Annotated in this window: 25 protein-coding genes; 14 read left to right on the forward strand and 11 right to left on the reverse strand. The window is 65.2% G+C overall.

Annotation, left to right across the window (positions count from 1 at the left end; all coding sequences use genetic code 11):
* Positions 1-1,320 carry a Rieske 2Fe-2S domain-containing protein gene (locus tag SynWH8101_RS08995; RefSeq protein WP_130129476.1) on the reverse strand — a complete coding sequence of 440 codons (1,320 nt, stop codon included), beginning with the start codon at positions 1,318-1,320 and terminating at the stop codon, positions 1-3.
* 61 nt (positions 1,321-1,381) lie between these two features.
* Here SynWH8101_RS08995 and SynWH8101_RS09000 point away from each other — a divergent pair, with 61 nt between their 5' ends.
* Both SynWH8101_RS09000 and SynWH8101_RS09005 read left to right on the forward strand, forming a co-directional pair.
* Positions 1,382-2,314 carry a bestrophin family ion channel gene (locus SynWH8101_RS09000; RefSeq protein ID WP_130129477.1) on the forward strand — a complete coding sequence of 311 codons (933 nt, stop codon included), beginning with the start codon at positions 1,382-1,384 and terminating at the stop codon, positions 2,312-2,314.
* 2 nt (positions 2,315-2,316) lie between these two features.
* Positions 2,317-2,724 carry a DUF1499 domain-containing protein gene (locus SynWH8101_RS09005; RefSeq protein WP_130129478.1) on the forward strand — a complete coding sequence of 136 codons (408 nt, stop codon included), beginning with the start codon at positions 2,317-2,319 and terminating at the stop codon, positions 2,722-2,724.
* On the opposite strand, the gene SynWH8101_RS09010 is transcribed toward SynWH8101_RS09005, so the two are convergent.
* From SynWH8101_RS09010 to SynWH8101_RS09020, 3 genes are all read right to left on the reverse strand, one after another.
* A complete protein-coding gene (locus SynWH8101_RS09010) occupies positions 2,703-3,866 on the reverse strand; it encodes an NAD(P)-binding protein (protein WP_130129479.1) in 1,164 nt (387 codons plus the stop codon). The genes SynWH8101_RS09005 and SynWH8101_RS09010 overlap by 22 nt on opposite strands.
* A gap of 111 nt (positions 3,867-3,977) precedes the next feature.
* The gene (locus SynWH8101_RS09015) at positions 3,978-4,652 is read right to left on the reverse strand and encodes an SDR family oxidoreductase (RefSeq protein WP_130129480.1); all 675 of its coding nucleotides are present in this window, start codon (positions 4,650-4,652) and stop codon (positions 3,978-3,980) included.
* A 10-nt stretch (positions 4,653-4,662) separates the two neighbouring features.
* Entirely contained in the window at positions 4,663-5,328 is a 666-nt protein-coding gene (locus SynWH8101_RS09020; RefSeq protein WP_130130451.1) for a methyltransferase domain-containing protein, read from the reverse strand.
* A gap of 112 nt (positions 5,329-5,440) precedes the next feature.
* Here SynWH8101_RS09020 and SynWH8101_RS09025 point away from each other — a divergent pair, with 112 nt between their 5' ends.
* A complete protein-coding gene (locus tag SynWH8101_RS09025) occupies positions 5,441-5,740 on the forward strand; it encodes a hypothetical protein (RefSeq protein WP_130129481.1) in 300 nt (99 codons plus the stop codon).
* On the opposite strand, the gene SynWH8101_RS09030 is transcribed toward SynWH8101_RS09025, so the two are convergent.
* Positions 5,726-7,261: an NAD(P)/FAD-dependent oxidoreductase gene (locus SynWH8101_RS09030; protein WP_130129482.1), complete on the reverse strand. Its 1,536-nt coding sequence runs from the start codon at positions 7,259-7,261 to the stop codon at positions 5,726-5,728. The genes SynWH8101_RS09025 and SynWH8101_RS09030 overlap by 15 nt on opposite strands.
* Positions 7,262-7,378: 117 nt before the next feature.
* On the opposite strand from SynWH8101_RS09030, the gene SynWH8101_RS09035 reads away from it, so the two are divergent.
* Positions 7,379-8,152 (forward strand): SIMPL domain-containing protein, encoded by a 774-nt coding sequence (locus SynWH8101_RS09035; protein ID WP_130129483.1) that lies wholly within the window; start codon positions 7,379-7,381, stop codon positions 8,150-8,152.
* A gap of 3 nt (positions 8,153-8,155) precedes the next feature.
* On the opposite strand, the gene SynWH8101_RS14550 is transcribed toward SynWH8101_RS09035, so the two are convergent.
* Positions 8,156-8,287, reverse strand: coding sequence for a hypothetical protein (locus SynWH8101_RS14550; protein ID WP_255423168.1), 132 nt, complete (start codon positions 8,285-8,287; stop codon positions 8,156-8,158).
* 296 nt (positions 8,288-8,583) lie between these two features.
* On the opposite strand from SynWH8101_RS14550, the gene SynWH8101_RS09040 reads away from it, so the two are divergent.
* Positions 8,584-9,123: a rhomboid family intramembrane serine protease gene (locus tag SynWH8101_RS09040; RefSeq protein ID WP_130129484.1), complete on the forward strand. Its 540-nt coding sequence runs from the start codon at positions 8,584-8,586 to the stop codon at positions 9,121-9,123.
* A 4-nt stretch (positions 9,124-9,127) separates the two neighbouring features.
* Here SynWH8101_RS09040 and SynWH8101_RS09045 read toward each other — a convergent pair whose 3' ends face one another.
* Together SynWH8101_RS09045 and SynWH8101_RS09050 are read right to left on the reverse strand one after the other, a co-directional pair.
* Positions 9,128-9,358 carry a hypothetical protein gene (locus SynWH8101_RS09045; protein ID WP_130129485.1) on the reverse strand — a complete coding sequence of 77 codons (231 nt, stop codon included), beginning with the start codon at positions 9,356-9,358 and terminating at the stop codon, positions 9,128-9,130.
* 3 nt (positions 9,359-9,361) lie between these two features.
* Positions 9,362-9,586: a hypothetical protein gene (locus SynWH8101_RS09050; RefSeq protein ID WP_130129486.1), complete on the reverse strand. Its 225-nt coding sequence runs from the start codon at positions 9,584-9,586 to the stop codon at positions 9,362-9,364.
* Positions 9,587-9,652: 66 nt separating this feature from the next.
* On the opposite strand from SynWH8101_RS09050, the gene nth reads away from it, so the two are divergent.
* The 7 genes from nth to katG all read left to right on the forward strand — a co-directional run bounded on the left by nth (position 9,653) and on the right by katG (position 15,231).
* Positions 9,653-10,306: an endonuclease III gene (gene nth, locus SynWH8101_RS09055; RefSeq protein ID WP_130129487.1), complete on the forward strand. Its 654-nt coding sequence runs from the start codon at positions 9,653-9,655 to the stop codon at positions 10,304-10,306.
* Between the two features lie 73 nt (positions 10,307-10,379).
* Positions 10,380-10,631 (forward strand): high light inducible protein, encoded by a 252-nt coding sequence (locus SynWH8101_RS09060; protein WP_130129488.1) that lies wholly within the window; start codon positions 10,380-10,382, stop codon positions 10,629-10,631.
* Positions 10,632-10,704: 73 nt separating this feature from the next.
* A complete protein-coding gene (locus SynWH8101_RS09065) occupies positions 10,705-10,974 on the forward strand; it encodes a hypothetical protein (RefSeq protein WP_130129489.1) in 270 nt (89 codons plus the stop codon).
* Positions 10,975-11,069: 95 nt separating this feature from the next.
* On the forward strand, positions 11,070-11,471 hold the full coding sequence (locus SynWH8101_RS09070; protein ID WP_130129490.1) for an OsmC family protein: 402 nt from the start codon (positions 11,070-11,072) through the stop codon (positions 11,469-11,471).
* A gap of 85 nt (positions 11,472-11,556) precedes the next feature.
* Positions 11,557-12,132, forward strand: a complete 576-nt coding sequence (locus SynWH8101_RS09075; protein ID WP_370586984.1) for a hypothetical protein — start codon at positions 11,557-11,559, stop codon at positions 12,130-12,132.
* Positions 12,132-12,968, forward strand: a complete 837-nt coding sequence (locus SynWH8101_RS09080) for a PfkB family carbohydrate kinase (protein ID WP_130129491.1) — start codon at positions 12,132-12,134, stop codon at positions 12,966-12,968. Before SynWH8101_RS09075 ends, SynWH8101_RS09080 begins: the two co-directional genes overlap by 1 nt.
* Positions 12,969-13,038: 70 nt before the next feature.
* Positions 13,039-15,231 (forward strand): catalase/peroxidase HPI, encoded by a 2,193-nt coding sequence (katG, locus tag SynWH8101_RS09085; RefSeq protein ID WP_130129492.1) that lies wholly within the window; start codon positions 13,039-13,041, stop codon positions 15,229-15,231.
* On the opposite strand, the gene SynWH8101_RS09090 is transcribed toward katG, so the two are convergent.
* The 3 genes from SynWH8101_RS09090 to SynWH8101_RS09100 all read right to left on the reverse strand — a co-directional run bounded on the left by SynWH8101_RS09090 (position 15,182) and on the right by SynWH8101_RS09100 (position 18,337).
* Positions 15,182-15,703, reverse strand: a complete 522-nt coding sequence (locus tag SynWH8101_RS09090; RefSeq protein ID WP_254427930.1) for an HIT family protein — start codon at positions 15,701-15,703, stop codon at positions 15,182-15,184. The two genes, katG and SynWH8101_RS09090, sit on opposite strands and share 50 nt — an antisense overlap.
* Positions 15,704-15,765: 62 nt before the next feature.
* Complete coding sequence (psbA, locus tag SynWH8101_RS09095) at positions 15,766-16,842, reverse strand: photosystem II q(b) protein (protein WP_130129493.1); 1,077 nt, start codon at positions 16,840-16,842, stop codon at positions 15,766-15,768.
* Between the two features lie 154 nt (positions 16,843-16,996).
* Positions 16,997-18,337, reverse strand: a complete 1,341-nt coding sequence (locus SynWH8101_RS09100; RefSeq protein ID WP_130129494.1) for a YcjF family protein — start codon at positions 18,335-18,337, stop codon at positions 16,997-16,999.
* A 153-nt stretch (positions 18,338-18,490) separates the two neighbouring features.
* On the opposite strand from SynWH8101_RS09100, the gene SynWH8101_RS09105 reads away from it, so the two are divergent.
* Together SynWH8101_RS09105 and SynWH8101_RS09110 are read left to right on the forward strand one after the other, a co-directional pair.
* A complete protein-coding gene (locus SynWH8101_RS09105) occupies positions 18,491-19,396 on the forward strand; it encodes a cation diffusion facilitator family transporter (protein ID WP_130129495.1) in 906 nt (301 codons plus the stop codon).
* Between the two features lie 111 nt (positions 19,397-19,507).
* A complete protein-coding gene (locus tag SynWH8101_RS09110) occupies positions 19,508-20,086 on the forward strand; it encodes a hypothetical protein (RefSeq protein WP_130129496.1) in 579 nt (192 codons plus the stop codon).

The raw sequence follows: 20,086 nt of genomic DNA on the forward strand, positions 1-20,086 counted from the left end.
TCACTCATGATTGCGCGGCGCCTGGCCATCCCCGGCGAGCAGGCCCTGCTCCCAGCGCCCCAGCTGACGCAACGCCAGGCCCGAGGCCAGAGCGAGCCCAAGACCAACGGCACTGATCCAGCCCCACTGGCCCAGGCCCACCAATGCCGCCGACAGCCAGAGCATGGCAATCAACCAGGGCCGCAAGGCGCGAAGTCGTTGCAATGCCCCTGAACAGCTGCGGCAGTGCTGGGTATGGCTCCGCTCGCGATCCATCAGCGCCTCCAGCCCCTGGCGCGGCGGCAGAGCCCGCCCCGGGAACGGACCACCACCCTGGCGCTGCACCCAGCGATGCAGAGCGGCCACATAACAATCAGAGGCGGTGGGCAGGTAAAAGGCCTTCTCCGCAGCCGCAGAGCCTCCGGCGGCCTCGAGCACCCGCTCCTGCCAGTGCAGGAACACCTGGTCGTCTTCCAGCACCTTGTGGTTGCCGATGTGCTGCAACCAGCGAGGGCGCAGACCGAGCAGCAACCGCGGCGCTGCCGCCTGAAACTGGAACGGGAAGCGGGCAAAGAGCCGGCACTCCCCCGGACGAATCGGGACGGCATACACCACCGTGAGGATGCGGGCGAACCCCTTGGCGGTGAGGTCGTGCCACATCAGCTGGGGAGCCCGGAAGCAGGTTGTCTGGGAACCGAGCTTGCCCCGCCTAGGCCCCTCCTGCCAGAACGCCTCGAAACCGGTGCCATCCTCACGGGTGATCTCGGCCTGAACAGGAGAGGCGTTGTCGCGCCGCCCCACGGTGCGGTGGTGAGTGAAGGGCACGTGGCTCACATCGAGCACGTTCTCGAGCAGCGTCAGCGCATCCATCGGCAGGTCCCGAAAGGTGTCCTGCACCACCCAGCCATCAGCCCACCCTTCCCCCTGCTCCTGCAGCACCGGCACCAGGGGAAGCGCCGCCGGATCGGCTGACGCCGGATCACCGCTCCACACAAAGAGCAAGCCCTGGGCGCTGGCGGTTGGCAAGCTGCGGCAGCTGGATCGACGCCCCTCCGGCCTTGCCTCCTCCGTCATCTGAGGAATGCGGCGGCAATGGCCGCTGCCATCAAAGCTCCAGCCGTGATACGGGCACTCCAATTGCCCCTCCGCATTGATCCGCCCCTCACTCAGGGGCACGAGGCGATGGGGGCAAACGTCGTCGAAAGCACGCCACTGGCCAGCCTCGCGATCCCACCAGAGCACCAAATCCCTCTCCAGCAGCGTGAAGCGGGAGGGTCGACCCCGATTCAGGTCGCACAGATAGGCCACGGGCCACCACTGTTCGCTCCAGCTGGGGGGCATGGCTCAGACACAGATGGGGTCATGATCGCCCCAGGGGCAGCATCACTGCGACCTCAGACCGATGATCGAATCCGGCAACTACGGCGATCCACCACGCACGCGCCGCAAGGACTACGCGCACGTACTGCTGCAACTGCTCAGCCGCATGCGCTACGACCTCCTGCTGCTCCTGCTCGTGACCGGCCTCGTGATGGGGGGGCTGATCCCGAGAGGCTGGGTGGAGAGCGATGAGATCGTGCGCATCCTCGGCATCGCCGTTTCGATCTTCATCGGTTTTCGCAACACCCAGGCGATCAGTCGCTGGTGGGAAGCCCGCAAACTCTGGGGAACCATGGTGAACCAGAGCCGCAACTGGGCCGACAGCCTCGCCGCCTACCTCCCGGTTTCACCCGAAGGGCGGCGCTGGACGACGCGGCTGGTTCGCCTGCAGGTGGCGATCGTGTGGCAATTGAATTTCCAGTTGCGCAACTCCTGGCACCGGGATCTGCGCAGCCTGCAGACCGAGCTTCTCCAAGCCCTGCGGCTGCCGAACAGCACCAACCTGCGCCAGCTCGGCAGGCAACGGGGGCTGTGGTTGCAGCACCTGCACGCCGAAGGGTTGATCGATGGTTGGGGACGGCACCAGCTGGTGGAGGTGGGCAATGCCTGCACCGATGCGATCGGCGGTCTGGAGCGGATCCGCAACACCCCTCTGCCGGCGTCGTATGACGTGTTCGTGCGGATCATCAACTGGGTGTTCGGAATCCAGCTGTTGCTCAGTTTTCACTACCAGGACGGAGGCCGCTTCAGCAGCTTCAACGGCTTCATGATCATGCTCTGCTTCCTGATGGCCGAGCGAATCGGTGCCTATGTGGAAGGGCCCTTTGATGCCGATGGCAGCAGTTTCTCGCTACCCCTCAACAGCATCTGTCTCACCATCAGTCGCGATCTGCTGGGATCGGAGGCTGATCATGTGTTGCACCTGCAATCGCAGGATCCCGTGCGCTGGACCTGACCATGGCCCCACTCATCCGCTTCACCGTCCCCTTCATCCTGGGGCTCCTGCATCTGATCGGACCGGTTCCCGCCGACCTCGGTGTTCAGCAGGGCCAGTTGAGCCCCTGCCCTTCGCCGGCCCACTGCGCGCGCCAGGTCTGGAGCGTGCAGAACCCGACGCAGGCACTCCAGGGTCTGGCCGACCAGCTCAGCCAAGCGCCGCGCACAGCCGTGGTGGAGCGGAGCGACACCTATCTGCATGCCACCTGCAGCAGTCGCCTGTTCGGCTTTGTCGATGATCTCGAGCTCTATGCCGATCAAGAACGGCAGCAACTGCAGGCAAGGTCGGTGTCCCGCCTCGGAGACTCCGATCTAGGCGTGAACGCGCGCCGCCTCGAGGAACTGCATCAGCAGCTGAGCAGTAGTTGATCGGCGAGATCGAGGGCGCTCTGAATCGCGCCCTCGGCCATGGCGAAGCCTGGGCCGGCGATCCAGTCGCCGCAGAAGCCAACCCGGCTTCGGGCACACCATTGCAGCTGCGGCGCCAAACCAGGCGCAACGGGTTGGGCCGCACCCCAGCGCATCACGCCAAGCACCTGGGCCTGAACTAACGAAGCCTGCAGATCCGGCCAGGGGCCGAGGAGCTGGGGCAACAGGGCCCGCAGCCGTTGCTCCTGCTGGCGCAGCAGCTCCGGTTGCTTCGCCGGTGTGATCGTTGCGCCCCCATCGAGACCATGCACCACCAGTCCCAAACGGCCATCGCGCTGACGCTGCAACACGAGCCGTTCCACCCCGAAGTGCTGCTGCGCCTGCGGCGTCAGCCAGATCTGCCGCGGAACCGCCACTGCCTGCGCAGCCGCCTGCGGGGGCAGCGCCAGCATCAGGTTCCAGCGCACCGACGCCTGCATCGCAGCGATGGCCAGCAAAGCCTGATCGAGGCAGGGGTCCTCCCCCTCGGGCAGGGCAACCCGCAGCGGCACCTCGGGCCAATCGAGCATGGCCAGGGAACGGGGATGGGCCAAGAGCGTGCCACTGAGCACCAGCGTGCGGGCCCGGATCGACTGGTCGAGCCACCAGCCCTGGGGGCCATGCTCCAGGCTCCTGATCCGGCCACCGAAACGGGTGATCGTGGCGCCACCGCCACCGCCAGCGGCAAGCAGGGCCTCCGCCACCGAAGCCATCGTCGGCATCCCCCGCCAACGGGGACCTCGCAGCAAGGGGTGATCAGGCGGGGCGACCAGCTGAACAGCGCCAGAACCCAGGTCGAGCCCCACCACCGCGCCCCGATCAGGCACCAACACCCCCTGGGCGATCAAGGGCGCCAACAACGCGGCCAGGGCCGCCTGGGGCTGCTGGCTGAAGCTCAGGGTCGGGCTGCCGTGGTCCAGCCGCCAGAGCGGGTCGTCGCGGCGACGCCGGGTTGCTGCCCGTCCGCCCGCACCACGCCCTGCTTCCAGCACCAGGATCGAGCCGCCAAAGCCCCTGGCCCGCAGGGCCGCCACAAGGGCACAGCCCGACAGACCAGCGCCGATGATGGCGAGATCAACAACCTGATCAGCGGTCGCTTGCATAAAAAAGACGGGTGGCGGCCCGTCTCTCAACTCCCGACATTGTTCCCGAGAAAACCCCAGGCCCTTGCGTTATCGCGCAAACCCTTCAGGGGCTGCTGTAGGAATTCATACTCAAAGGGAAGTTGCCAGGACCGTGGCGAGCAGTTGAGGCGCCAGATCGGGGCGGCTGGTGACCTCAAGAATCCGGCCGATCGACTCCGAGGTGTCCAACGCCTCCACACAGGCCTTCGCCACGAGACGGCGCGGAATGGCGTTGCTGGTCTGTGCGTCGGGCCCAGTCCAGAGAATGCCTTCCGACGCGAGTCCTTCCTCCCGCTCCGAGAGCCCACCCGGTCGGATCACGGTCCAGTCCAGACCGCTGCGCTCGAGAGCCCTCTCGCCCACGCGCTTCCACACCAGGATCAACCCAAACAGGTTGAGCGGATGGCGCCAACGACCAGCGCACAAGGAGCTCACCAACAGCACCCGGCGCACGCCCACCCGGCGACAGCTTTCCACCTGGCGCTGCACGCCCCAGGCGTCGACCCGCATCGGTCCGCTGAGATCCACCGAAGGCCGCGCGCCCGTAGCGATCACCAGCCCATCGACTCCCGTGAGGGCATCATCGAGGGCTACGGCATCGGAGAGCTCAAGCCGGCGCTGGTCGCAGCCCTGCAAGCTCTCAGGCAGCTGCGATGCAGGCCGAAGCAGCAGACGCGGTTGATCACCGCGCTGGAGCAGGTCTTCAGCGATGCGGTACCCGGTCTTGCCCGAGGCACCACTGATGGCAATCGTGCGTGGAGACATGGCAGAGAGTTCAACGACCAGTGGAGGGGACCGGCTTGGTGGCGATCACGGCAAAAAAGGGATCGCCCTGACCACCGATCCAACCCAGCGGTCCCGAAGCGCGCGTCGGCTCGGCGATCAGCTCCGGGCGGGGCCATCCCTGGGCGATCAACACCTCCGCCACGTAGGCGAGGTGGTCACGATCGCCGCCATCGGTCCAGACCTGCGGCGCCTTGCTGAAAAACATCCGATTGCTGAAGGCCACGATCAGCTCTCCTCCCGGTCGGGTCACACGCCACAGCTCTGCCGCCACCGCCTCCGGCTGCTGGAGATATTGCCAACCGGCCACGATCAGGCTGCAGTCGATGCTGGCATTCGCCAGCGGCAATGCTTGCGATTGGTTGAGGTTCTGAACCCAGTGACGATCGAGGCGCGGGTTGGCCTCCAGCTCCGCGGCATTGAGGCCATGGCCGATCACCTGCTCGTAACGCACCTCCTCGGGCAGGTGGCTCACCCAGCTGCTCATCAGATCGAGTACCACGGCGCAACTGGGAATGCGCTGCCGGTACAGCTGGGTGAGACGACGGCGGAAGGGCGCATCCAGATGATGGACGAAACGGGGTTGGGCGTAGAAGAGCGCGTCATCGCTGCCGTCGAGCTTGGTGCGCTGCGCCTCTGTGAGCACCTGCACCGCCATGGCCACTCCCGTGCTGAACACTGCTGCGGAACCTAAAGAAACCCTCGAAAAAACGCGATGCGCCCCCCATGTCCCTGGCTAGGGCAGGGGTGAACCCCACCCCCGCAGGCCCATGGTTCCCTTCGAAACCGAACTCGCCAGCACCGGCACAGCGCCGGTGGCCGAGCCCACCACCTCCACCACGACCGCCCGCCGCAGCATGCGCGAGCAGATGGTGGACGTGATCGATCCACTGCAGAAGCAGCTCGACGCCAAGTTGCACGAACTCGATGAAACGCTGCGTCCTCGCCTGGAGCAACCCGTGAAGGAAAAGCCACTTCTCGCCGTGGCCGTTTCCGCCGGTGTCGGCGTTCTGGTGGGCGCGCTCACCGTGATGGCCGTTCTGGCTGGCGCCCGCTCAAAGGCCGAGTGAGGCCAACAACTCCCGCTGGGCTGCCCGTCCGGTGATGGCATGAGCGGCCATGGCGCCGCTCGCTGCCACCGGCGGAATGCCGATCCCTGGAAAGGTGCTGGCGCCGCAGTGAAGCAACCGCTTCAGCGGTGTTTGCACCCCAGGGAACAGCCCCTTGGCGGCAGACAGCGCCGGGCCATAGCTGCCCTGGTGCACCGAAAGAAAATGGCGATGGGTGAGCGGCGTGCCTTCCATCACCAGATGGCAACGACTGCGCAGGTCGGGGATGCGCTGCTCGAGCACCTGCCAGAACAGGGCACAACGCTGTTGACGCAGCTGGGCATAGGCCTGCGAGCCACGGTCAAGATCAGCCCAGAGGTGCCAGGGTTCGTTGGCCGGCGTGTAGGCATGCAACACGTGCTGGCCTGGAGGCGCCATGGCCGGATCGAGCAAGGAAGGGATCGACACCACCACGGCATTGCGCTCTGCCTGCACCCCCCGCTCCCAGTCCCCCACCCAAACGGTGTGAATCGGCAGATCCTCCAGACCCGCCGCATCAAAACCGAGATGCAGATGGAGGAAAGAGCCGCAGGCCGGCGTCTGCATCCGCTGGCGCCGCCAGGCGGGCACCGCTGCTTCGGGCAGCAGCGCAGCCGTACTCCAGGCATCGGCATTGCTCACCACATGGTTGGCGCGCCACTGCTCGCCATTGGCCAGCACAACGCCAACGGCGCGATCATCCTCCACCACCACCTGCCGCACCCGCGCCCCCAGACGCAGCGCACCGCCATGGGCCTCCAGCCCCCGCACTAAGGCCGCTACCACCGCCGCACTGCCGCCAAGGGGGAAATCAAGGCAGGCTTCCGGATCAAACCATTCGCCGAACAGGGTTGCCATCGCCGCGGCATTGGTATCGGCCATCGGCATGCCGCTGATCAGGAAGCAGAGCAGATCCACCCAATGGCGCAGGAAGGGATCCTGCAGATGGCGGTCCACCAGCGGGCCGAAGGCACCACTGAGATGGCGCAGGGCGGGCAGGTGGGGCAACAGGCGACCACTGCGCCGCAACAACGGCCCCAGGCCTTCGAGCCCATTGGCAGGAAGCGCCAACAGGGGCAGGGCGTCGGCCGCTGCAGCGATCGGCTTCAGCACCGCAGCGAAGCGACACCATTCCTCCACCACCGCAGGCCCACGCAGGTCGGCCACCACCCGTTCAAATCCCTCCGCTCCCACACCGATGCGCAGGTGCCCCTCGGGAAACAGCACATCCCAATCGCGATACGACACCACCTCCAGGGGCTGGTCCAACACCCGCAGGATCTGCGCCAGGGGATTGGCACTCGGCCATCGGCCCAAGCCACTCCAGAGCGAGGGACCTGACTCAAAGTGATAGCCCTGGCGTTCAAAGCCATGGGCGGCGCCGCCCGCATGGCCGTGCGCCTCCAACACCACCACCTCAAGGCCTGCCCGGGCACAAAGCGCTGCACAGCAGAGGCCACCGATGCCGCTGCCGATCACGATCACGTCAGTTGTCGATGCCATCGCCCGGCTACCCGTGGATCGTTCAGTCCGAGTCATAGCCGGTCATTCCTAGGCAACGAATGATGCATGCCGAGGCTGCCGGCCATCGGTAGGTTCGAAACACCACAACCAACGGGCATGGCGGGCGAATCAGAGACCATCAACAACGCAACAGGGCCATCGCTGCCGCTCTGGCGCCGGACGCCGCCGTTGGTGTTGCCGATGCTGGTGTTGAGCGCCGGGTTGGTGATCGCTGGAGCGGTCGCCGTGAAAGGGATCCGCACCGCCGCCGACACGATCACGGTGACCGGAGCCAGCACGGAACGCATCCGCAGCGACTATGCCGACTGGACCGTGGTGGTGACGGGCAATGGCGGCAGCCAGCAGGCCGCCTACCAGAATCTCCAGCCCGATTTGCAACGCACCCTCACCTTCCTGCGTGAGCAAGGCCTGCCCGACGAGGCACTGCAGCTCGCGGTGTTGGAGTCGAACAGCAACCCTGTGCGCAACCGGGTCACCGGTGCGCTGATCAGCACGGAGTGGACCGCCCGCCAACCGATCCGAATCAGCTCCGCCGATGTCGATCGGATCGCAAAGGTGTCTCGCGCCATCGGCAGCCTGATCGGCGACGGCGTCTCATTGACGATCCAACCACCGGCTTACACCTACACCAAACTGGAAGGGAAGCGAGTCGACATGCTCGCCAAGGCCACCGCCGATGCGCGCAAACGGGCCGTCGCCATTGCCCGCCAGGCCGGTTCGGGAATCGGCGCCATCACCAAGGCCGACACCGGCACCTTCCAGATCACCGTGCCCAATTCCACCGACATGGGCAGCTACGGCTCCTACGACACCCGCACGATCGACAAAGACATCACCGCCGTGATGGGTGTGACCTTCCGGGTGCAATAGGAATCAGCCTTCAAGCGCGGCGGAGCTAGCGCGCAAGGCCATCGCCAGATGGGCCTGAAGGGCGCCAAGGGCCATCAATTGCTTGGCACTGCGGCCTTCGGTGAGACCCGAAGATGGCGCTTGAAGACTCCTCATCACGGATACGCTCAAACGGCTCCACTCCTTGAGCAATCCCTGGGGGTCAGAAGCATCAGGTCCAGCATCGGAAGCAGATCCAGCTGGCAATGGCTCAGGATCCGGCTGAGCGGTTTGCAGCATCGCGCTCAACTGCCGGTGGCTGATGGCATCGGGGAGGTTGACGTGCTCCATCGGTCATCACAATCTGTTGCGATCACGCTAAGGAACGGGTGCCGACGCCACCAGTTCGGTCGAAGACCGGATCACCGACCCCAACCCGGCCATGGTGGACACGACGGCTGCTGGCGCCAGGAGTGCTGCTGCCCTGGATCCTGTTGGGCGTGGCCTGGCTGCTGGAGTTGCTTGAGCAGCTGATCGGTGCAGGCCGCTGGTCTCTGGCCATGGGCCCCGGTACGCCCTGGTGGACGCTGTTCACTGCCCCCTTCAGCCACGGCGGCCTCGGGCATCTGCTGACCAACAGCCTGGTGTTTGTGCCCCTGAGCTATCTCGTGCTGATCCGAGGCTTCAAGGCCTACCTGGCCGTGTGGATCGGCGTGATCCTGTTGGAGATTCCGATCTGGCTGCTCTGGCCGGTCGGCAGCCATGGGCTGTCGGGGGTGATCTACGGACTCCTGGGCTATCTGCTGCTGATCGGCTGGCTGGAGCGACAACCCCTGGCCCTGGCCCTCAGCCTGACGGCGCTGCTGCTCTACGGCAGCGCTTTGCCGGGGCTGCTTCCCTGGCTGACGCCAGCGGGAGTGAGCTGGATCGGCCACGCCAGCGGCTTTGCAGGTGGGGTCGTCGCCGCGCTGGCGGTGTCACGCCAACAGCGCCGATCCTCCGCCAAGCCCTGAACGATCAGGCGTCATCACCCGACGAGGGTTGCTCGCCATGGGATGGTGCGGCAAGAAAGCGACCCGACCAGCGCACGGCCAGCACCACACAGGCCGCCCCGTAGCCGATGAAGGTGATCACCTGACCGGCCGAACCGCTGGCATACACCTCCTGATTGAGCAGGAGCCAGTCCACCAGGGATGAGGCCGTCCCCCAAAGAAGCACCCACACCGACACATACAGCACACCCTTCATCACTCAACCCCCTTCCATCGACTGCTGATGGCTGTGCTGGCGATACATATCACTCAAAGGCTCATCCTCCGTTTCGCCCGCGGAAACAGGCGCTGAAGGCCGTGGCTTCGGCGGAGGCTCGGAATCGGAACGTTCCACGCCAGCTTCTTCTCGGGCGATCGCACGGGCATAGGCGGACTCAAGGTCGGACGCCTCGGAGGCTGGATCGCGGGCATGATCACGGGCCATGGGAGCGGGTGCCTGAAGCCGGTCAACCCTCCCATCCTCCCAGGCCTTCGCCAACACCCAAGAGCCTTGAACAAGCAGCAGCGGGCCCAGCGCATTCTGGAGCGCCTGAACGAGCACTATCCGGAGCCGCCCATTCCTCTTGACCACTGCGATCCCTTCACCCTTCTGGTGGCGGTGCTGCTCAGCGCCCAATGCACCGATCGCAAAGTCAACGAGGTGACGCCGGCTCTTTTCGCCGCCGCACCCACCCCCAAGGCCCTCGCCGCCCTCGAGGAGGCCGAAATCCTGAGCTTCATCCGGCAGCTGGGCCTGGCGAAGACCAAGGCTCGCCATCTCAAAAAACTGGCCCACATCCTGGTGGAGGTCCATGGCGGCGAGGTGCCACGCAGCTTTGAAGAGCTGGAGGCCCTACCCGGCGTGGGCCATAAAACAGCCAGCGTGGTGATGGCCCAGGCCTTTGGCGTGCCCGCGTTCCCGGTCGACACCCACATTCACCGACTGGCCCAGCGCTGGGGCCTCAGCAAGGGACTGAGCGTGGAACGCACCGAAGCCGACCTGAAGGCCCTCTTTCCGAAGGAAGCCTGGAATCGCCTGCACCTGCAGATCATTTTTTATGGCCGGGAGCACTGCACGGCAAGGGGCTGCGACGGCACGGTGTGTCCGCTCTGCCGGGAGCTGTATCCCAAGCGCCGCACGCCGGTGACCTGGCGCAAGCCCTAGCAAATGTGGAGATTACGACACTGCAAACGTCAAAAGACTGTTACGTTACGTAGCAATCCACCCCGGAGAGTCGATGAACCGCGATCAAACCCTTCCGAACCAGGCCAGCGACAAGTGGTTTCAGGACGCCGCAGCCCGCGCCATCCATGAAGAGCAACTGGAACGCGTGGAGCGCTTCAACGGCCGCGCTGCCATGCTCGGCATTGTGATCGGCATCCTCACCGAAGCCCTCACCGGTCAGGGCATCGTGCACCAGATCGGCCTTGGCCCCCTCGTGGATGGCTATGCCGCCTGCACCACCCGCTTCCTCCCCTTCTGCTTCTGATCCCAAGGAGAAGACGGAGCGCCATTGAGAATCCAGGCCGCAGCTAGGCTCAAGGGCTGCAATCGCAACTTGGATGGCAAAAAAACGGCGCAAGCTCAGCAAACCGATGGAGGCCGCCATCAGTGCGGCCCAGAAAAAGGTGGAGCTGATCACCGCCAAAATTCGCGACATTCGCGACGAAGACATCCAGAATGAATTCGCCGAGGCCTTCTCGGGTGTTCACGCCACCCTGACTCAACTCAGCAAGCTCTACATTCTCGAGGGTTTCACAGAGGAGAGCGAAGCCTTACTGAATGACTATGGCCGCCTCATTCAGGAATTCGAAGAAGACTACGAGCTTTAAACGAACGACGATTCGGTCTCCTTGGCTCTGCTTCTCCGGGAACTCCCTTGCTTTTGTCGCACCCGCCTCATCAGCGAGATCATCGCCAACACACCATGACCCGCGTCCACTGCCGGTACACCAACGACCTGCGCTGTGAAGCCGAACATGGCCCCAGTGGAGCCGTGATCCGCACCGATAACCCCCTCGATGGGGAGCGGGATCCGGAGGCATTCGGGCCCACCGATCTGGTGGCAGCCTCAGTGGGCACCTGCATTCTCACGGTGATGGGCATCGTCGCCCGACGCCGCGGCTGGGATCTCACGGGCAGCGCGGTTGATGTCGACAAAACCATGGCCAGCGAGGGGCCGCGCCGGATCGGCCACCTGCGCGTGGCGATCAGCCTGCCTGCAGCGCTCGATGCCCAGCAGCGCAGCCTGCTGCAGCGCGCCGCCGAGACCTGCCCGGTGAAACACAATCTCGAACAAACAGCCGAGATCGACCTGGTTTGGTTGTGAACGAGGCGCTCGACTGGAGGACCTGACGACGAAGGGCTGACTATGGGGACCTGAACAATCGGGCGATTGCCTGTACAACCGGTGGGTGGATCAGGAGCGCGCAACCACCATGCCGGAGCAAGCCAACCCATCGCCATCGCCCTCTGTTTCGAGTGAACCGCGCTGGTTCAGGCTCGCGCTGGCCTGCCGCTGGCCCCTCGCTGTGGTGATCGCCGCCTGGGCCGCGGCGGTGGCTGCGATTCAGATCCTCAAGCAACCCCTACCCGTCGGCCTGCCGCTGAACCAACCCTTCCCCGTGCGCCTGGTGGGTGGCATCACGGTGGATCAGCTGAAAGCGCCGATTCAGGTGAACAGCGCCACCCCTCTGAAGATCGAAGCTGCCGCCACCCTGCCGGTGCAGGGCGAGGTGGGTGTCCCGGCTGGCATTGCGGTCAGCCAACCCGTCACCGTGACCGGCGGCGTCGATGTGCAGGGCCAGGTCTCGGTGGATGAGGTGAGCGCACCGGTCAAGGTGCATGGCAGCGATGAGGGGCCAATTCTGGTCGGCACTCCCGAGGATCAGTCCTTGTCGGTGCAGGGAGGCGTGAGCGTGAAGCAGGTGGGCGGCAAGATCAATGTGCAGATCCGCGATGCCGCCAAATCAATGCTGCCGATCCCTTGATGCAGTCGTTGCCCCAGGATTTGCACCTGCCAAGGCTGCGGCTCGCCGTTGTCGGGCACCTCGAATGGGTGACCTTTTTGGCCGTTGATCAGCTCCCCCAAGCCGGGCTGATCAGCCGTGCCCATCGCAGCCTGGAGGAACCCGCCGGAGCTGGTGCTGTGGTGGCGGTGCAGCTGGCGCAACTGTGCGGCGCCGAAGTCATCTTTTTCACGGCGCTGGGGCGGGATGCCATCGGTGAGCGCAGCGAAGCACGGTTGCGGGAGCTGTGGGTGACCCCCCAGATCGCCTGGCGCGATCAACCCACGCGCCGGGGGCTCAGCCTGGTGGATGGCAGCAGTGATCGGGCCATCACCGTGATCGGCGAACGACTCACCCCCACCGCAGCCGACCCCCTTCCCTGGGAGCAGCTCAGCGACTGCGCTGGCGTGTTTGTGTCCGCCAGCGATGCCGAGGGCTTGCGCTTGGCACGCCGCGCACCGGTGCTCACGGCAACGCCACGGTTGCGGTTGCCGCTGCTGCTGAAAGCCGGCGTGGTCCTCGATGCCCTGATCGGCAGCGGCCTCGATCCGAGTGAACAGATCCCCAAGGGTGCCCTCGCCCCTGCGCCACGCCTGCAGATCACCACCGAGGGAGCCGACGGTGGCCTGCTCATCCCCGGTGGACGCTTCTCCGCCGAACCGCTTCCAGGGCCACTGGTGGAGACGTACGGCTGTGGCGACAGCTTTGCAGCCGGCGTGACGGCAGGCCTGGCTGCCGGCTGGAGCGTGGCGGAGAGTGTGCGCCTGGGCGCCCATTGCGGCGCGACCTGCGCCACACGCTTCGGTCCCTACGGCTGAGCGTGGCGCGAATCCGCAGCTGTTCATAGCGTCCTGGTAGTGCCTCCCGAACCGCAGCGGTCGATTCAGCATGTCGGAACTGCAATGCCCCTTCAGTGGTCACGCTGGTGCCACCACCCCAGCAGGCGGCACCCGCAACAGCCAGTGGTGGCCCGACCAGATCGACCTTGGGATCCTGCATCAGCACCACCCCGCCGCCAATCCACTCGGGGTTGATTTCGATTACCCCGCGGCCTTCTCCCAACTCGACTACGCCGGGCTCAAGGCCGACCTGAAGGCCCTGATGACGGATTCCCAGGCGTGGTGGCCCGCCGATTGGGGCCACTACGGCGGCCTGTTCATCCGCATGGCCTGGCACAGCGCCGGCACTTATCGCAGCGCCGACGGTCGCGGTGGAGCCGGCCATGGCAACCAGCGCTTCGCACCGCTGAACAGCTGGCCCGACAACACCAATCTCGACAAGGCCCGCCGCCTGCTCTGGCCGATCAAGCAGCGCTACGGCAATGCCATCTCATGGGCGGATCTAATCATCCTCACCGGCAACGTGGCCCTGGAATCGATGGGCTTCCGCACCCTGGGCTTTGCTGGCGGTCGCACCGACATCTGGCAGCCGGAAGAGGATGTGTTCTGGGGCAAAGAGACCCGCTGGCTTGCCGATGAACGCCACAGCGCCGATGGCCAGCTCGACAATCCACTCGCGGCGGTTGAGATGGGCTTGATCTACGTCAACCCGGAAGGCCCGGAGGGGCACCCGGATCCGCTCGCCTCCGGCAAAGAAGTGCGTGACACCTTCGCGCGCATGGGCATGACCGTGGAGGAAACCGTGGCCCTGGTGGCCGGTGGTCACACCTTCGGGAAATGCCATGGGGCTGCAAGCGCCGATCACCTGGAGGCGGAACCAGAGGCTGCCGAGCTGGCGGAACAGGGCCTCGGATGGCACAACCGCTTCGCAAGCGGCAAGGGGGAACACACCATCACCAGCGGCATCGAAGGAGCCTGGAAACCCAATCCCACCCGCTGGGATCAGGGCTACTTCGAAATGATGTTCACCTACGAGTGGGAGCTGTGCAAAAGCCCCGCCGGTGCCTGGCAGTGGGTCGCCAAGGATGTGAAACCCGAGCACATGATTCCCGATGCCCACGTGGCCGGGAAAAGCGCAGCACCGATCATGACCACAGCGGATCTCTCCCTCCGCCATGACCCGATCATGGCGCCGATCGCCCATCGCTTTCATCAAGACCAGGAGGCCTTCGCCGATACCTTCGCCCGCGCCTGGTTCAAACTCACTCACCGCGATCTCGGGCCTCGCTCGCTTTACCTCGGCCCCGAGCAACCCACCGAGGTAATGATCTGGCAAGACCCCCTGCCGGCGGTGGATCACCCCCTGATCGACGCCTCCGACGTGGCCGTGCTCAAACGGGAGGCCCTGGAGCAGGGCATCAGCATCAGCGCCCTGGTGGCCACAGCCTGGGCGGCCGCCTCCAGCTTCCGCAACTCCGATCGCCGTGGCGGAGCCAATGGCGGCCGGATCCGGCTGCTGCCGCAACGCACCTGGGAGGTGAATGATCCGGATCAGCTCAACAACGTGCTCGGCGCCCTTGAGCAGGTGCAGCAGCGCTTCAACGCCAACCGCTCCGATGGCCGGAAGGTGTCGATGGCCGACCTGATCGTGCTGGCGGGTTGCGCCGCAGTGGAACAGGCGGCCGCCGCCGCTGGGCATGCCATCAGCGTGCCCTTCCGGCCAGGGCGCACCGATGCGGGGCCAGAGCACACCGACACCGCCTCCTTCAACGCGCTCAAACCACTCGCGGATGGTTTCCGCAACTGGAAGCGCCAGGGTCTACCGCTCCGCGACGAACAGCTCCTCGTCGATCGAGCCCAACTCCTCAACCTCAGCGCGCCGGAAATGACCGTGCTGGTGGCAGGCCTCCGGGTGCTGGGTGCCAACAGTCATGGCAACCGCCAAGGGGTCTTCACCGATCGCATCGGCGTGCTCAGCCCCGACTTCTGTACCAACCTGCTCGACATGGGCACGGTGTGGGCACCCACCAGCGAAGCGAAAGATGCCTATGAAGGGCGCGATCGAACCAGCGGATCCCTGCGCTGGACCGCAAGCCGCGTCGATCTGGTGTTCGGCTCCCACAGCCAGCTGCGCGCCATCGTGGAGGTCTATGCCCAGAGCGACGGGGGGGAGCGCTTTGTGCGTGACTTCGTCAGCGCCTGGGTGAAAGTGATGGAGCTCGACCGCTTCGATCTGCGCTGAACGGCAACCAATCCGGCGCTTTTACGAGCTCTCGGGCTTGGTGAATCCAGGCCTGCACCGCGGCAGATTCGACAGCGGGACGCTCTCCAGCCTCGACAGCGCGATAGTGATCGGCCACCGCCCAGGCGGTGGTCTGGGAATCCTCCCCATGGCGCGGGATCAGGTGGAGATGCAGATGGCGGGCACCCTCGCCAAAGGCGATCGCATACACCCGATCGCAGCGCGTGAGCTCTTGCACTAGCTGAGACGCCCTCTGCACCACCAGGCCCCAGGCCTGGGCTTCCTCAGCGGTGAAGTCGATCGGACCGCTCAGATGGCGCCGGGCATCGAGACAACACCAACCGAGCAATGGCGACGGCTGTGGATGATGGCGCAGCAACCAATCTGGATTGCGCCAGATTTCCATGGCATCCAGCTGCACCTGGTCCGCATGCAGGGCGCAGATGCCACACGACAGTGTTGAAACAGGCATCAGTTCAAAAAGCCCCCACCATGCGGCAGGGGCTGTTCCGATTCAACCGCGTGGAGCGCAGCTCAACCGATGGCGGGAGCCTGCAGAGCCACGGGGGTGGACTCAGCAGCAGCCAGGTCGAGGGGGAAGTTGTGAGCGTTGCGCTCGTGCATCACTTCCATGCCGAGGTTGGCGCGGTTCAGCACATCAGCCCAGGTGTTCAACACCCGGCCCTGGGCATCCAGAACCGACTGGTTGAAGTTGAAACCGTTCAGGTTGAAGGCCATGGTGCTGATGCCCATGGAGGTGAACCAGATGCCGACCACAGGCCAGGCCGCCAGAAAGAAGTGGAGGCTGCGGCTGTTGTTGAAGGAGGCGTATTGGAAGATCAGGCGACCGAAGTAACCGTGGGCAGCCACGATGTTGTAGGTCTCTTCTTCTTGGCCGAACTTGTAGCCGTAGTTCTGGGACTCGCTCTCGGTGGTTTCACGCACCAGGGAGGAGGTCACCAGTGAGCCGTGCATGGCGGAGAACAGGGAACCACCGAACACACCGGCCACACCCAGCATGTGGAAGGGGTGCATCAGGATGTTGTGTTCAGCCTGGAACACCAGCATGAAGTTGAAGGTGCCGGAGATGCCGAGGGGCATGCCGTCGGAGAAGGAGCCCTGACCGAAGGGATAGATCAGGAACACCGCAAAGGCGGCCGAGAGCGGCGCGCTGTAAGCGACACAGATCCAGGGGCGCATGCCGAGGCGGTAGGAGAGCTCCCACTGCCGGCCCATGTAGGCGGAAATGCCGATCAGAAAGTGGAACACCACCAACTGGTAAGGACCGCCGTTGTAGAGCCACTCATCGAGGGAGGCAGCTTCCCAGATGGGATAGAAGTGCAGGCCAATGGCGTTGGAGGAAGGCACAACAGCACCGGAGATGATGTTGTTGCCGTAGATCAGGGAACCGGCGACGGGCTCACGGATACCATCGATATCCACCGCCGGAGCAGCGATGAACGCAACGATGAAGCAGGTGGTGGCAGCCAACAGGCAGGGAATCATCAGCACACCGAACCAACCCACATAAATGCGGTTATTGGTGTTGGTGACCCACTGACAGAAGGATTCCCAGCTGCTGAGGCGACCGCTGCGAATGGCAGTAGCCATAGAACAACAGATGAAAAGGACGGATCCACCCGGACGCCACCATGGGCAGCAGAAGGGCAGGCCTTAAGGGTATGGAAAGGTCTCGTCTTTTCCTGAAAACCACAGATTTCGAGTCATGCCTACAGAGAAATTGATGAAGCGCTTCATCAAGCCTTCATGAACTTTTGATGCGCAAGTTTGAGGTCTGGGCGCTCGTCCATTCACGGGCCTGCTGCAGAAAACCATTCCAATCGAGCCGCTCCCGTTCCGCCGCTTGGGCCACCAGTAGGGGAGCCTGTTGCTTCAACAAAGCCAGGTCGGGCTCAGCCACCCCTGCATTGAGGGCCATCCAGTCGGCCATCGACGCTCCCACCACCCGGGTGAGATAGGCGGCGCTGAGGGCCTGGAGTGCACCAGCAGCCAGCCAGCTGCCGCCATCGAGCTTGGCGAAGCCAAGCAGGGCCTGACCACTCCACTCCACCACGCCCTGCGCCAAGGCGGCAGCACCGAGATGGCGCGCCGCCACCTGCAGCACCTCAGAGGTCCAGGGGCAATCCCACACCTGGGCCATCTCCCGCAGCATCAGGCCATTACCAACGGCGACGGCCACCAGATCACCACTGGGCAATGGCGACACCACCACCGCACCCGCCACCAGCCATTGGCTGCGCTGCAGCAGGTTGCGGAACCGTTCACGACGTCGCTGCTCGAGCTCAGCCTGCCAGCGTTGATGCAGACGGGCCAGGAGCCGCTGCCGCGTGGCATCGAGGCTGCGTTGCGGTTGCTGGAGGAGGCGACGCAAGGGCTGCAACAACGGACGCAGCGCCGTCGGCGTGCCGTCCCAGATCAAAAGACGATCGTGCCACCGCTCCGGCAACTGGGCGCACAGGTCGGCTTCGGCGCCGACGTTGCGCTCCACCAGCAGCCAGGCGGGCTGATCGTCAGCGATCTGCTCCAGACGCAGGAAGTCGGCCGCCCGCAGGGGTAACGGCAGGAGAAACAGCAGGGCGTCCTGGTGCTCTAAGGCATCGGGCAAGGTCCAGCTGCCCGTGTTGGTGGTGAGCGGGTGAGCCAGCGACAGCTGCAGCGGGCTGGGGCCGGCCAGGGCCTGCTCGAGCTGCTGGCGTTCTGGGAAAGCCACGCCGGCCGATGCCACAACCGCCATGGCAAGGGGGCCGGAACGCTCCAGCAACGCATCAAGCTGACGCTGGCGTTCCTCGCGGGCCCCAGACTCTTCCAGGGGCTCCTCCAGGCGATCGAACTGATCGAGCACATCCCGGCATCGCTGCACCCAGCCGGGAAGCGTGGTGGGTGCCTGAAACCTCGCGGCTGCCGCTGGCCGGCTCAACCACCACACACCAGCACCGACCACCAACACGCCGAGGCCACCACCGGGAAGATGCAACACGTCGGCGCAGACCCACTGACCAAACAACAGGCTTCCGCCTGCCCAAAGCAAGGTTTGACCCTTCACCGGAAGCCAGTTCAGAGAACCCAGCGACGGCACCGGAAGCATGGGGAGTCGTCTGAAGACCCGGCCTTCCTAGCTCAACCCCGGCACGCACACCAGGGCACAACAGCGCAGAGCACTGGGCGGCAGGCAATCCGACCCCGGCGCTGCACCGCAACTCATGGTGCTCCATAGCCTGGAAGCACCAGCACCCCCCGGATGATCACCGACCGTCGCACCGAGGTGAAACGGGTGTTGCTTGCAGCCCTGGTCATCAACCTGAGCATGACCGGCCTAAAGCTGGTGCTCGGCCTGATCAGCGGCTCCCTCGCCGTGGTGGCTGACGCCATGCACAGCGCCACGGATGCCCTCTCCAGCCTGATGGGGCTTCTCACGAACAGCCTGTCGGATCCCCATCCGGATCGGGACCATCCCTATGGCCATGAGAAATACGAAGCGGTCGGTGCCCTGGCGATCGCCGGTTTCATCCTCTTCACCGCCCTGGAAATCCTGATCACCGCAGGGGAGCGGCTGCTCGACGGTCTGCCAGCCCTGCGCATCAATGGTCCGGAACTATTCCTGCTCCTCCTGGTGCTGCTGTTCAACCTGGGCCTTGCCAGCTACGAGCGGCGGGAAGGTCGCCGCCTGCAGAGTCAGCTCCTCCTCGCCGACGCCCGCCACACCACCAGCGACATCTGGACCACGGTGATCGTGCTGGTGGGTCTGACCGGCGCCTGGTGGTTCAAGGTGAACTGGCTGGATGTCGCCCTGGCCGTGCCGCTGGTGGTGTTGCTGCTGCGGGTGTGCTGGCAGGTGCTCCGCGCCAATCTTCCCTGGCTGGTGGATCACATCGCCATCGCCCCTGAGGCGATTCACGAACAAGCGATGGCCGTGCCGGGCGTGCTCAACTGCCACGACATCGCCAGCCGCGGCGTGCTTGGCCAACGCGTCTTCATCGATATGCACATGGTGGTGGACGCCGATGATCTGCCCACGGCCCACAGGATCACCGAAATGGTGGAGGAGCGTCTGGAGAGTCGCTTCGGACCGGTGCGCTGCACCATCCATCTGGAGCCCCGCGACTACGCCGAACAACACATCACCTTCCGGGGCGCCCACGGATGACGGATCGGAGGACTGACCCGCAACTGGGCCGGTCGTCAGGGCGGCGCGACCGGGCACCGACAGGCCCCCAGTGATGCGTCACACTTGCCGCTGGTTGCAAGGCCTCAGGCCATGACGGATTCCTACGGCGATTCCCAGACGTTTGCGGGAGAGGGTGACACGGGTCGCGATCGCGGCCAAGACGAGGGTGGTCGCCGAGGCGGCTTCCGTGGCGGTGGCGGTGGACGTGGCCAGGGCAACCGGGAGGGCGGCGGCTTCCGCATTCGCCTGAGCGATAACGAAATGCGCGCCACCCGGGCGCTGCAGGAGGCCTTCAATCTCCGCTCCACCGTGGCCGTGCTCGGCTTTGCTGTGCGCACCCTCGGCCAGATGCTCGAGGACGGTGAACTGGACGCCCTGGTGGAGCAGCAGCGCTCCCAGGCCCCCCGTGGCGGTGGTCGCCGGGAAGGCGGACGCAGTGAAGGCCGTGATGGTGGCCGGGGCGGCTGGCGCGGCGAAGGCGGCCGGGGCGAGGGAGGTCGCGGCTCCAGGCCTGACCCCTTCGCCCGCCCGGCCAAACCGCAGCCGGCCGCTCCTGAACCCGAAGCGGAGGTGAACGACGCAGCGGCTGTTGAGGCTGCCAGTGCTGTTGAGGCTGTCGCTGATGTTGAGACAGCCGCTGACACCGACACCAGGACCGACGAGGCCTGA

This window comes from Synechococcus sp. WH 8101, from assembly GCF_004209775.1.
Taxonomy (GTDB): Bacteria; Cyanobacteriota; Cyanobacteriia; order PCC-6307; family Cyanobiaceae; genus Synechococcus_C.

What these genes read in the sequence shown, in the direction of transcription:
- katG (WP_130129492.1), top strand. Translation starts at nt 13,039, where the DNA reads ATGTCGGAACTGCAATGCCCCTTCAGTGGTCACGCTGGTGCCACCACC.
- SynWH8101_RS09110 (WP_130129496.1), top strand. Translation starts at nt 19,508, where the DNA reads ATGACGGATTCCTACGGCGATTCCCAGACGTTTGCGGGAGAGGGTGAC.
- SynWH8101_RS09015 (WP_130129480.1), bottom strand. Translation starts at nt 4,652, where the DNA reads ATGTCTCCACGCACGATTGCCATCAGTGGTGCCTCGGGCAAGACCGGG.
- SynWH8101_RS14550 (WP_255423168.1), bottom strand. Translation starts at nt 8,287, where the DNA reads ATGAGGAGTCTTCAAGCGCCATCTTCGGGTCTCACCGAAGGCCGCAGT.
- SynWH8101_RS09105 (WP_130129495.1), top strand. Translation starts at nt 18,491, where the DNA reads ATGATCACCGACCGTCGCACCGAGGTGAAACGGGTGTTGCTTGCAGCC.
- SynWH8101_RS09025 (WP_130129481.1), top strand. Translation starts at nt 5,441, where the DNA reads ATGGTTCCCTTCGAAACCGAACTCGCCAGCACCGGCACAGCGCCGGTG.
- SynWH8101_RS08995 (WP_130129476.1), bottom strand. Translation starts at nt 1,320, where the DNA reads ATGCCCCCCAGCTGGAGCGAACAGTGGTGGCCCGTGGCCTATCTGTGC.
- SynWH8101_RS09100 (WP_130129494.1), bottom strand. Translation starts at nt 18,337, where the DNA reads ATGCTTCCGGTGCCGTCGCTGGGTTCTCTGAACTGGCTTCCGGTGAAG.
- SynWH8101_RS09035 (WP_130129483.1), top strand. Translation starts at nt 7,379, where the DNA reads ATGGCGGGCGAATCAGAGACCATCAACAACGCAACAGGGCCATCGCTG.
- SynWH8101_RS09020 (WP_130130451.1), bottom strand. Translation starts at nt 5,328, where the DNA reads ATGGCGGTGCAGGTGCTCACAGAGGCGCAGCGCACCAAGCTCGACGGC.
- SynWH8101_RS09045 (WP_130129485.1), bottom strand. Translation starts at nt 9,358, where the DNA reads ATGAAGGGTGTGCTGTATGTGTCGGTGTGGGTGCTTCTTTGGGGGACG.
- SynWH8101_RS09000 (WP_130129477.1), top strand. Translation starts at nt 1,382, where the DNA reads ATGATCGAATCCGGCAACTACGGCGATCCACCACGCACGCGCCGCAAG.
- SynWH8101_RS09050 (WP_130129486.1), bottom strand. Translation starts at nt 9,586, where the DNA reads ATGGCCCGTGATCATGCCCGCGATCCAGCCTCCGAGGCGTCCGACCTT.
- SynWH8101_RS09060 (WP_130129488.1), top strand. Translation starts at nt 10,380, where the DNA reads ATGAACCGCGATCAAACCCTTCCGAACCAGGCCAGCGACAAGTGGTTT.
- SynWH8101_RS09010 (WP_130129479.1), bottom strand. Translation starts at nt 3,866, where the DNA reads ATGCAAGCGACCGCTGATCAGGTTGTTGATCTCGCCATCATCGGCGCT.
- psbA (WP_130129493.1), bottom strand. Translation starts at nt 16,842, where the DNA reads ATGGCTACTGCCATTCGCAGCGGTCGCCTCAGCAGCTGGGAATCCTTC.
- SynWH8101_RS09090 (WP_254427930.1), bottom strand. Translation starts at nt 15,703, where the DNA reads ATGCCTGTTTCAACACTGTCGTGTGGCATCTGCGCCCTGCATGCGGAC.
- SynWH8101_RS09005 (WP_130129478.1), top strand. Translation starts at nt 2,317, where the DNA reads ATGGCCCCACTCATCCGCTTCACCGTCCCCTTCATCCTGGGGCTCCTG.
- SynWH8101_RS09030 (WP_130129482.1), bottom strand. Translation starts at nt 7,261, where the DNA reads ATGGCATCGACAACTGACGTGATCGTGATCGGCAGCGGCATCGGTGGC.
- SynWH8101_RS09065 (WP_130129489.1), top strand. Translation starts at nt 10,705, where the DNA reads ATGGCAAAAAAACGGCGCAAGCTCAGCAAACCGATGGAGGCCGCCATC.
- SynWH8101_RS09080 (WP_130129491.1), top strand. Translation starts at nt 12,132, where the DNA reads ATGCAGTCGTTGCCCCAGGATTTGCACCTGCCAAGGCTGCGGCTCGCC.
- SynWH8101_RS09070 (WP_130129490.1), top strand. Translation starts at nt 11,070, where the DNA reads ATGACCCGCGTCCACTGCCGGTACACCAACGACCTGCGCTGTGAAGCC.